General features: G+C 65.7%; 7 protein-coding genes and 1 pseudogene. 5 read left to right on the forward strand and 3 right to left on the reverse strand.

Features of this window, described 5'->3' with window-relative positions; all coding sequences use genetic code 11:
- A pseudogene (locus RJQ10_RS10300) lies at positions 1-374 on the forward strand (NADH oxidase); the annotation flags it as partial.
- Positions 375-435: 61 nt separating this feature from the next.
- The gene (locus tag RJQ10_RS10305) at positions 436-2175 is read left to right on the forward strand and encodes a DUF885 domain-containing protein (RefSeq protein ID WP_350146260.1); all 1740 of its coding nucleotides are present in this window, start codon (positions 436-438) and stop codon (positions 2173-2175) included.
- 39 nt (positions 2176-2214) lie between these two features.
- On the opposite strand, the gene RJQ10_RS10310 is transcribed toward RJQ10_RS10305, so the two are convergent.
- Positions 2215-3684: an HAD-IB family hydrolase gene (locus RJQ10_RS10310; RefSeq protein ID WP_350146262.1), complete on the reverse strand. Its 1470-nt coding sequence runs from the start codon at positions 3682-3684 to the stop codon at positions 2215-2217.
- Between the two features lie 196 nt (positions 3685-3880).
- On the opposite strand from RJQ10_RS10310, the gene hrpB reads away from it, so the two are divergent.
- The 3 genes from hrpB to RJQ10_RS10325 all read left to right on the forward strand — a co-directional run bounded on the left by hrpB (position 3881) and on the right by RJQ10_RS10325 (position 8173).
- Positions 3881-6499 carry an ATP-dependent helicase HrpB gene (gene hrpB / locus RJQ10_RS10315; protein WP_350146264.1) on the forward strand — a complete coding sequence of 873 codons (2619 nt, stop codon included), beginning with the start codon at positions 3881-3883 and terminating at the stop codon, positions 6497-6499.
- 116 nt (positions 6500-6615) lie between these two features.
- Positions 6616-7548: a glycosyltransferase family 2 protein gene (locus tag RJQ10_RS10320; protein WP_350146265.1), complete on the forward strand. Its 933-nt coding sequence runs from the start codon at positions 6616-6618 to the stop codon at positions 7546-7548.
- 133 nt (positions 7549-7681) lie between these two features.
- Entirely contained in the window at positions 7682-8173 is a 492-nt protein-coding gene (locus RJQ10_RS10325; protein WP_350146267.1) for a hypothetical protein, read from the forward strand.
- Here the strand turns inward: RJQ10_RS10325 and RJQ10_RS10330 are convergent.
- Positions 8099-9175 (reverse strand): D-2-hydroxyacid dehydrogenase, encoded by a 1077-nt coding sequence (locus RJQ10_RS10330; protein WP_350146269.1) that lies wholly within the window; start codon positions 9173-9175, stop codon positions 8099-8101. The two genes, RJQ10_RS10325 and RJQ10_RS10330, sit on opposite strands and share 75 nt — an antisense overlap.
- A gap of 70 nt (positions 9176-9245) precedes the next feature.
- A partial coding sequence (locus RJQ10_RS10335; RefSeq protein ID WP_350146271.1) for a UDP-glucuronic acid decarboxylase family protein occupies positions 9246-10191 on the reverse strand: 946 nt, incomplete at its 5' end.

Genomic DNA, 10191 nt, shown 5'->3' on the forward strand with positions numbered 1-10191 from the left:
AGCTGGGGAGTACCATCCTCGGCGGCATGGAGGCGATAGCCGCCCGCAAGATGACCGAGTACAACCGCTACGGCTCCAACACGTTCAAGCAGCTCTACATCTACGGTGCCCTTGACCTCGGGCCGACGGTACTGAGCCGCAACTTCGGCTTCTCCTGGAACATCGGCGGCTGGCTGCTGCCGCTGTTCCTGCAGAAGGTCGGGATGCAGAAGGCCGGCGCAATGCGGGCGCGAGTCGCGGCGGAGATCAAGACCACCTTCGCCAGCCACTACACCAGCAGAGTGTCCCTGGCCGAGGCCCTGAGCCTGGAGGCCATCGGCGCCTACAATCGCCGCGCAACCGGCGAGAAGTACCTGGTCCTGCCCCAGGCCTGAGAGCCGGCAGCGCCTGGCAAATCGCGTTATCATGGCGGCCTTCTGGTAACCGGAGGCCACCATGAGCCGATTCATCCTCGCCCTGCTACTGTTGGGCGCCTCGCTCGCCGGCGCCGCGCCCGCGGAGCAGTTCCAGCGTATTGTCGATGCCCACTGGCAATGGCATCTGCAACAGAACCCGCAGGTACGGACCCGGCTTGGCGACAGCGGCGCCAACGACCGCTGGGAGGACATGAGCCCCGCTGCCCACATAGCGCGCGATGTCCGCCGTGGAGAGTTCCTCGCCGAGCTGTCGGCGATAGATGTCGCCGCACTGCAGAGCCAGGACCAGCTCAGCCACGCCATGCTGGTGCGGCTGTTGCAGGGCGAGCGCGACGCCCATGCGCTGGGCCTGCATTTGATGCCGGTCAATATGCGATCCGGCCCCCAGCACCTGCACACGCTGGCCGAGCAGATCGATTTTGTCCGGGAGCAGGACTACCGCGCCTGGCTGGTGCGCCTGCAGGCGCTGCCAGACCTGCTGATGCAGTACCGCGAACTGCTGGAGGAGGGCATGCTGGCGCAGCGGACCCAGGCCCGTATCGTGATGGAGCGCGTGCCTGCCCAGATCGACCGTTTGCTGGCGGGGGATCCCGAGGACAGTCCCTTCTACAAACCTTTCCGCAATGCGCCCCCGGAGCTGTCGACCGCCCAGGTGGCGGAATTGCGGCGCAGCGCCGCGCAGGTGATCCGCGTCCGGGTCAACCCGGCGCTGGCGGAGTTTCGCGATTTCCTCAGTGACGCCTACCTCCCTGCCTGCCGCGACGAGCCGGGTATCGGTAGCCTGCCGGGTGGTGACGAGCTGTATCGTCATCTCGCGCGCCAGTTCACCACCACGGACATGACCCCCGAAGCCATCCACGAAGTCGGCAAGGCCGAGGTGGCCCGCCTGCTGGCGGAGATGGAGGAGGTCAAGGACAGGGTTGGTTTTGCCGGCGACCTGGGTGCCTTCAACGAGTTCCTGCGCAGCGACCCGCAGTTTTACTACGAAACGCCAGAAGCATTGTTTGCAGCTTACCTGGCGGTGTCCAAGCGACTGGATCCGGAGCTGGTCAAACTGTTCGGCAAGCTGCCGCGGATGCCCTACGGCGTGCGCCCGATCGCCGACAGCATAGCGCCGGATACCACCACGGCCTATTACAACAGGCCCGCGGCCAACGGGACCCGTGCAGGGTATTACTACGTGAACCTGCACCGGCCCGAGGTGCGGCCGAAATACGAAATGGAAGTGCTCAGTGTGCACGAGGCGGTCCCGGGTCACCATCTGCAGATCGCCCTGGCGCAGGAGCTGGAAGGTTTGCCGATGTTTCGCAGTACCGGCGGCGAAACGGCCTTCGTCGAAGGCTGGGGGCTGTACTCCGAGCGCCTGGGTTACGACATGGGCCTGTATACGGATCCCTATTCACGCTACGGCCAGCTCACCTACGACATGTGGCGGGCGGTGCGGTTGGTGGTGGACACCGGGATTCATTATTTCGGCTGGAGTCGCGAACAGGCGATCGAATACTTCAAAGCCAACGCAGCCAAGACCGAGACGGATATCGTCAACGAGATTGATCGCTACATCGGTTGGCCGGGCCAGGCCCTGGCCTACAAGATCGGCCAGCTGAAGATTCTGGAGCTGCGCGAGCGCGCGGAGGCGTCCCTGGGCGAACGTTTCGACATTCGCGCCTTCCACGACCACCTGCTGGGTGCGGGGGCGATCCCCCTTGACGCGCTGGAACGGCGCATGGACGCCTGGATCAGCGGCCAGTTGGGCTGAGGGCGGCGCGGACGGCTGGCTCCCCGGGCGGTCCCCGCCTCAAGCGACTGCGGTGGCCCGATGGGGCAAGGCGGCGACCGTCGACTGTCCCAGCAGGCTGCTGTAACGCGCCTCGAGACGACTGCAGGTATCCCGCACACTGCCCATGGCGCCCGGTTCCACCGGCGCCAGGACGCTGATCCGTATGGTTGCGGGGCGGATCAGGAATCCACCCTTGGGCAGCGCGTCCTTCACGTTGTGCAGCACGATCGGCACGATAGGTACCCCGGCCTTGCGCGCGAGGAAAAACGCCCCGTGCTTGAAAGGCTGGATGTGGCCCAGGGTGCTGCGTGTACCCTCCGGCGCAATCACCAGTGAGCGGCCGCTCTCCAGCACCGTCAGGGCCTCCTGCAGGACAGCGGACTGATTCGGCGCCTTGCGGTCGACAAAGATGGTGTTCGCCTGCTGCAGCAGGCGCCCCAGCACCGGTATCCCCGCCATCTCCTGTTTGCAGAAAGGCACCACGTCCCGTCGCAGCAGGTGCGCGAGGACCATGGCGTCCAGCATACTCTGGTGGTTGAACACGAAAATCGCCGGGCGCCGCTGCTGGAGGTGCTCGGCGCCCTCGATGTCAAATTCCAGTCCGGCAAAACCGCTGCCGAGGTCACCCAGTAGCTGGGTGACGCGATTGGCGTTGGCGATGCGGGGCAGACCCAGACGCTTGCCCAGTGCGCCGACCAGCGCCGTTGCCGTCACCGCCTGCCCGGTCAGCATGGTGCGCAGCAGGGATTCCATGTCCGGCAGGCCGCGGCTGGCGAAATTGAGCTGGGGCCAGCGGTGACTGCGGGCATGGGCGCCAAGGTTGTCAGAAGGATTTACCGCCACCGGGTGGCCGACCAGTTTCAGCAGCGGCAGGTCGGCGCTGGAGTCGGTATAGAACCAGCACTGCGCCAGTGCCGCCTGTTCCCGCCGGGCAACCCGGCGCGCTGCCAGTGCCTTGCCCTCGCCATAGCACATCGGGCTGATCACCTTGCCGGTGAAACGCCCCTCCAGTACCTCCAGACGGGTACAGCAAATTTCATCGATGCCGAGTAAACGGGCAATGGGTTCCACCTGGTAGTGGCTGGCTGCCGTGACGATCACCAGTTTGTGGCCGGCTGCCCGGTGGGCTTCCACCAGGCTGATGGCTTCCCGGTACAGGCTCTTGGCGAGATAGCGGTGGCAGGCCTGTTCCCCCAGCTGCCGCAGGCTGTGTTCGGAGACCCCGGCCAGCGCCCGACTCAGCCGCTTCACCAGCTTGTGGTAGTGACCGCCGCTCTCACGCTGCCGCTGTCGCAGGGCATCCCGGAGCATTTTCAGGGACTGGCGCAACTCCCCGCGCGCGAGGCCGGCGCGGGCTGTCTCCAGCGCGAGCGCGAGAATGGAGTAGCCCGCAATCAGGGTGCCGTCGAGGTCGAAAAACGCCACTGACCCCGGTTCCCGGGCCGCGGTGATGGTGCCCAAGTGCTGTTCCAGTGCCCGATCACTCATGATGCCACTCCCGGCGACTCTGCGCCCTGCGGATGCTTGCGGTAAACCCTCGTCTTCCGGATCTGGTTGCAGCAAGAACCTTGCCAACCGGCTCCATTGTCGTGCCAGCCTGTGACAGCAGTGTGAATGCGGCGCCCCGGTCGGGCACCGGTTATCCAGTCGGGGCGGTGGTGCACCACCGTGGTGCAATCCGGGAATGCTCTGCACTGTCATTGGCGCCGCTGGTCCGCTCGGCTACCATGGCGCGATGCTGCTGGCCGACTTGCCCCGTCTTCCCGTTACCGCTGTGCTGCCCGCACTGTGCGCGGCGCTGGCGGCTGGTCGTGATGTGGTGCTGGAGGCGCCGCCGGGGGCCGGCAAGACCACTCTGGTGCCGCTGGCGCTGCTGGAGGAAGACTGGCTTGCCGGGCAGACTGTACTGCTGGTACAGCCGCGCCGGGTCGCAGCCCGCGCCGCCGCGGCTCGCATGGCCGAATTGCTCGGAGAGCAGTTGGGCGACAGGGTCGGCTACCGTATCCGGCTGGAGAACCGGGTCGGGCCCGCCACCCGGGTCGAGGTGATCACCGAGGGTATTCTCACCCGGCGGCTGCAGCGGGATCCAGCGCTGGGCGGGGTCGGCCTGGTGATTTTCGACGAATTCCACGAGCGCAACCTGGATTCGGAACTGGGCCTTGCGCTCGCGCTGCAGGGGCGGACCCTGTTTCGGGAGGTTCCACCCCTGCGGCTGCTGGTGATGTCGGCCACGCTGCAGGGGGTGCCGGTGGCCGGATTGCTGGCGGATCCCGCGCTGTTGCAGTCCGACGGCCGCCAGTATCCGGTGCAAGTCAGGCATGGGGCCGCCCTGGCTGCGGGCGCTTCCATAGTGACGCCGGTGGTGAACGCGGTACGCGCGGCGCTCGCAGAGCGCGATGGTAGCGTGCTGGTGTTTCTCCCCGGGCAGACCGAGATCCGTCGTGTCGCCCGGGAACTGGAGTCGCAGCTGCCTGCGACTGTAGCGCTGGCGCCGCTCTACGGTGGCCTGCCGCTGGAGCGCCAGCAGATTGCCATTGCGCCCTGTCCCCAGGGTCGACGCAAGGTGGTGCTGGCCACCAATATCGCCGAGACCAGCCTGACTATCGAGGGCGTGTCGACAGTGATCGACAGCGGCCTGGAGCGGCAGGCACTGTTCGACCCCGCAACCGGCACCACCCGGCTGGCTACGCGGCGTGTTTCCCGCGCTTCCGCCACCCAGCGCGCCGGGCGGGCCGGGCGCCTGGGCCCGGGTTTCTGCCAGCGTCTGTACAGTGAGGAGCAGTTCCAGCGCCTGCAGGAACAGCGGACACCGGAGATTCTCCAGTCTGACCTGGCGCCGCTGGCGCTGCAGCTGCTCGCCTGGGGTGTGCGGGACCCGGTCGAACTTGCCTGGCTGGATCCGCCGCCGGCAGCGGCCTATCAGCAGGGGCTGGATGTGTTGGCGCTGTGTGGCGCGGCGTTTGTCCGCGACGACGGGAGCTGGCAACTGACACCGCACGGAGTGCGCCTGTCCCAGATGCCGCTGGCCCCGCGCCTGGGTCACATGTTGCTGGTGGGCTGCGATATCGATGCACGGGAAACAGCCGCCCTGCTGGCGGCGGTGCTGGTCGAGCGCAATCCGCTGGTGGAGGAGGGGGCGGACCTGGGAGCGACGCTGGCCGTGCTGCTGGGCGAGCGACCCTGCCCGCCCAGGCTGCAAGGCTGGTACCGACGCAGCTGGCAGCAGGCTCGCCGTTACGCGCAGATTGTGTCGGAGATATACCAGCCCCGGCGTGGCCCGCTCGCGGTGCCGGCGGCGGATGTGCTGGGCGTGCTGCTCGCCAGCGCCTGGCCCGATCGCATCGCCCGCGCCCGGGAGGGCGGTCGCGGCGGAGAGTTCCAGCTCGCCAACGGCCGCGGTGCCTCGGTTGCCGCCGGTGACCGTCTGGCCACGTCCCGCTGGCTGGCGACCGCGGAGATCGGCGGCGCGCAGGGGCAAACCGGCGACCGGATCTACAGTGCCACGGCGCTCAACCCGACCCGCTTCGAGGATGTGCTGGCGCCGCTGGTGACCCTGGAAGAGCGCGCCCAGTGGGATGAACCCGGCGAGCAGTTCGTCGCCCAGCGCCAGCGTCGGGTGGGGCGTCTGGTACTGGAGAGTCACCCCCTGGAACAGGTGCCGGCGGAGGCACTGGCCGCGGCCCTTACCGCGCTGCTGCGTCGTCGCGGCCTGCAGCTCCTGCCCTGGACGCCGGCGCTTCAGCAGTGGCGTGCCCGGGTGCAGCTGCTGCACCGGCTGTACCGGGACCAGCCGCAGAATCCCTGGCCGGACCTCGGCGACGAGGCCCTGCTTTCGACTCTCGAACATTGGCTGCTGCCGTACCTGGGGCAGGTGCGGCGGGTACAGGATTTCGCCCGCCTGGACCTCCGGCAAATCCTCCACGCCCAGTTGCCCTGGCCGCTGTCCCTGGAGCTGGAGCGGCTTGCCCCGGAACGCCTGGTGGTGCCTTCGGGCTCCAGTATCGCCATCGACTACAGTGCCGCGACGCCGGTGCTGGCGGTCAAATTACAGGAAATGTTCGGCTGCGCCGAGACTCCCTGCATTGTTGCCGGTCGCCAGCCGCTGCAGATTCACCTGCTGTCACCGGCGCAGCGGCCGCTGCAGGTGACCCAGGATCTGGCCACCTTCTGGTGCAATGTGTATCCGGACGTGAAAAAGGAAATGAAGGGGCGCTACCCGAAACACCCGTGGCCGGATGACCCGCTGGCGGCCATCCCGACGCGTCTGACCAAGCGAAAGCCGGGCGCAGGTCCCGCTTCGTAGGCTGGGCAAAAAATAGTGCGCCCCCGGCGGAATGTTGTGCCGGGGTGTTACAAAGCGCGAGCTGACCTCGTAACATGGTGCGATCGGGAAATCAGTCCAGTTCAGGGGTTCAGGATATGGCGCTCAGCACAAGCGTTATCATCGTGTCGGATTATGCCAGCGGCGAGGACAAGGGTTGGGACGATCTGCGGGCAACCCTGCGAGCGCTCGCGCAGCAGGACTTTGGTGGCCCCGTCGAATACCTGTTGCTGGAGTCATCCCGCTTCGCTGCTCAGCTGCCCGCGGACCTGCGGGCCATCCTGCCCTCGTTGCGGGTGATATGTGTCGATGAGGTGTCTTCCTACGCACTCAAGAATGCGGGGGCCAGGCTGGCCAGTGGCGATATCCTGGGGGTGCTTGATGGTGACTGCACACCGCACCCGGGATGGTTGCGCCATCTGGTCGGGACCTTTGAGCGCTTTCCTGATACTGCGGTGGTCAGCGGCCGCACTGTCTACAATAGTCCCTCGAGCAGGGAGCGCATTATCGGCCTGCTGAGCCGCGGGTATCTTGATCGCGGGGTTGCCGCGGCAACCACCTCCATCGCCAACAACAACGCGGGGTTCACCCGCGAAGCCCTGCTCGCACACCCATTCCTCGATGATATCGGGGCATTCGGTGGCAAGCTGCAGGCTGAGTCCATGCGCCAGGCCGGGCTGCAATTCCGTTTCGAGCCGGGGATGCTTGCCGCTCACGCCTACGAGGGCTGGGGAATGGAGCGTGACATCCGCTGTCACAGTGGTTTCGCAACCGTGATGGTACGCAAGATTGATTCGCGGATAGCTCATGCCTGGCTCTGTCAGCTTGGCACGGCTGGGGTTCCGTGCTTCTTTCTCGGTCGTCTGCTCCTGAGCTGGGGTTTGCTGCTGCGCCTGTGGCGGCATTACGACGTACCACTGACCGCAATCCCTCGCGGACTGGGTGTTGCCGTCTACCTGCACTGGCTCGAAATCCCCGGGATGCGACTGGCCTTCCGTGGCGCCCGTATCGAGGAGACGGCGTATCGGTGATGATCTGGCGCGTTTCGGGGCAGCAGAGCCCCATATGAAGTGGTTTCCTGCCTGGCAAGCAGCAGTACCGACACCGCTGCGGAGGATAGCCTCCCGGATTCTGCCGTTGCCGTCCAGATTGGATAGTCCGCGTGTGTCCGACGTCCGCAGCTGCCGCGTTGGCGATGTTGCCCGCCTCGATGTCTACTGGCTCCACGGAGAGGCGGGGCGCGGCCCCTGTGCGTCTCTGATCATTGCCGGCGACGAGGTGATGCGCCTGGATTGTCTTGGCAGGAACCGCGGCCACATGCATATCAACCTCAAGCAGACGCGCGGCTTTCACAACGGAGGATCGGCGAGACTCTACTTCCGCGAGCAGTCAATCGCCGGGCAAATCGAGCGCGCCTGCTTCGAGCTCGAATACAATCTGCCCTATGCATTGGCGGTCAACGGGGCCGGCAGGATTCGCCGCTGCCGGTTTTCGCCTGGCGCGGTGGAAAATGCCGTGGCGTTCCTGCGCGCCGAGATGTGTGCTTTGCATGCCTGCCACCCCGACGCGGTTGGCGGCGGGTCAGCGTGTGCGCAGCCAGTGCTGGACGCGGCGTCCCCGGCGGGGGATATCACGCAGGAGAGCGGCAAGGGTTGAACCGCCATTCTGCTTCCGGTCCCCGGATGAATACAGGTCGTCGACGGTCAGCAGGTTCAGCAATGGTTCATCCGCGCGGTAGCGCCGCAGGTTTTCCAGCAGCAGGGCCAGCGCCCGTTCGTCGCGATCCGCCATCGGCGGGGTAAAATGCGGTGTGATCAGGAGGTTGGGTACGTCCCACAGTGGGCTGCGCGCAGGCAGCGGCTCTTCCTCCGCGACATCAATGGCCGCTCCTGCGAGGCGGCCCGCCCGCAGCGCCAGAATCAGCGCGTTTTGATCGACCACCTTTCCCCGCGCCATGTTGATCAGGTAAGCGGTTGCTTGCATCGCCGCGAACTCGGGGGCGCCGATCAGGCGGTGCGTGGAATCCGACAGCGGAACCGCCAGCACGACAAAATCGCTCTGTGCCAGCAGAGTATTCAAGGAATCGCCCCCGTCCCTGCTGTAAACTCGATCTACCCACGCGCAGCCGGTTTCCCGCCGGCGGTAGCCAACAACTCGCATGTCGAAGGCCCTGGCGCGTTTTGCCAGTTCCATTCCGGTGTGCCCCAGGCCGATGATACCCAGGGTTTTACCGTGCAGTGGCCGCAGCTCTTTCTGGCCACTGACCCCCCAGCGATGTGCCCGCTGGGCGGCGTGGAAGCGATCGAGGCGAAAGCCCAGGGCCAGCATGAACAGCATTGCGTGCTCGGCGAGTGCGGGTGCGGAGCGGCCTGCTGATGACGTTATGCTCAGACCGCGCGCGAACGCCGCGGGTGTCGCCGAGCGATCCAGCCCGGCATGGCCGCAGTGCACCCACTTCAGGTGCGGGGCCTGCACATGGCGCGAGTCGATATCACCCGCGATCAGTGCCACATCCACGCGCTTCAGTGCGGCGCTGATCGCCGCTCTATCGTGGCGGTTTGCCAGCACCACTTCGGCGGGTGCCAGCGCCTCCCGCAGCGACCCAATGAGAGTTTCGCTCCAGGGCAGGGTGACCAGGGCTGCTCGAATATCCGGCATGTTTGTGCCGCTCCTTACAGGGTGGTAGAGACCACGGTTGCACGGCGTGGTGCCCTGGACACCCGTGTTATCAAGGTCTGCTCGTCTCAGCCAGGATGTCTTCGAAGTAGCTGATGGTCTGCTTCAGCCCCTCGTCCACGGCTACCAGCGGCGACCACCCCAAACGGGCCCTGGCCTGGGAGATATCCGGGCAGCGTCGGCCTGGATCATCACTGGGCAGTGGCCCGGTAATCACCTGCGAGCGCGACCCTGTCAATTCGATGATTTTCTCCGCCAACTCTCTGATGCTGAGCTCGACCGGATTGCCCAGGTTGAACGGCCCCGTGATCTCCTCCGGCGATTCCATCATCAACTCAAGTGCTGTCACCAGGTCAGAGACGAAACAGAATGACCGGCTCTGGCTGCCGTCCCCATACAGGGTAATCGGCTGGTTCTGCAGGGCCTGGACGATAAAGTTCGAGACCACCCTGCCATCGTTGAGGTGCATGCCTGGTCCATAAGTATTGAATATGCGCACGACCTTGATCGCCAGGGAGTGCTGGCGGTGGTAGTCGAAGAACAGCGTTTCCGCACAGCGCTTGCCCTCGTCGTAGCAGGCGCGCAGCCCGATAGGATTGACGTGTCCCCAGTAGTCCTCGGTCTGTGGGTGCACTTTTGGATCCCCATACACCTCGCTGGTAGAGGCCTGCAGGATGCGGCACTTGAGCCGTTTGGCGAGCCCCAGCAGGTTGATGGCACCGTGGACGCTGGTCTTGGTGGTCTGTACGGGATCCTGCTGGTAGTAGATGGGCGAGGCCGGGCAGGCGAGATTGTAGATCTGGTCAACTTCCACATACAGGGGGAAGGTCACATCGTGGCGCAGCAGCTCGAACCGCGGATGGTCAAGCAGCGGTGCAATGCCGTCTTTGGTCGAGGAATAGAAATTGTCGACGCAGAGCACCTCGTGCCCTTTGGCAAGCAGCAGCTTGCACAAATGTGAGCCGAGAAACCCGGCGCCCCCCGTGACCAGAACCCGC

Origin of the sequence: Haliea sp. (assembly GCF_040222615.1) — a bacterium.
Classification (GTDB): domain Bacteria; phylum Pseudomonadota; class Gammaproteobacteria; order Pseudomonadales; family Halieaceae; genus Haliea.

Excerpts from the sequence above, each read along its gene's own strand:
- RJQ10_RS10330 (WP_350146269.1), bottom strand. The coding sequence starts at position 9,175 with ATGCCGGATATTCGAGCAGCCCTGGTCACCCTGCCCTGGAGCGAAACT.
- RJQ10_RS10310 (WP_350146262.1), bottom strand. The coding sequence starts at position 3,684 with ATGAGTGATCGGGCACTGGAACAGCACTTGGGCACCATCACCGCGGCC.
- RJQ10_RS10320 (WP_350146265.1), top strand. The coding sequence starts at position 6,616 with ATGGCGCTCAGCACAAGCGTTATCATCGTGTCGGATTATGCCAGCGGC.
- hrpB (WP_350146264.1), top strand. The coding sequence starts at position 3,881 with ATGCTCTGCACTGTCATTGGCGCCGCTGGTCCGCTCGGCTACCATGGC.
- RJQ10_RS10305 (WP_350146260.1), top strand. The coding sequence starts at position 436 with ATGAGCCGATTCATCCTCGCCCTGCTACTGTTGGGCGCCTCGCTCGCC.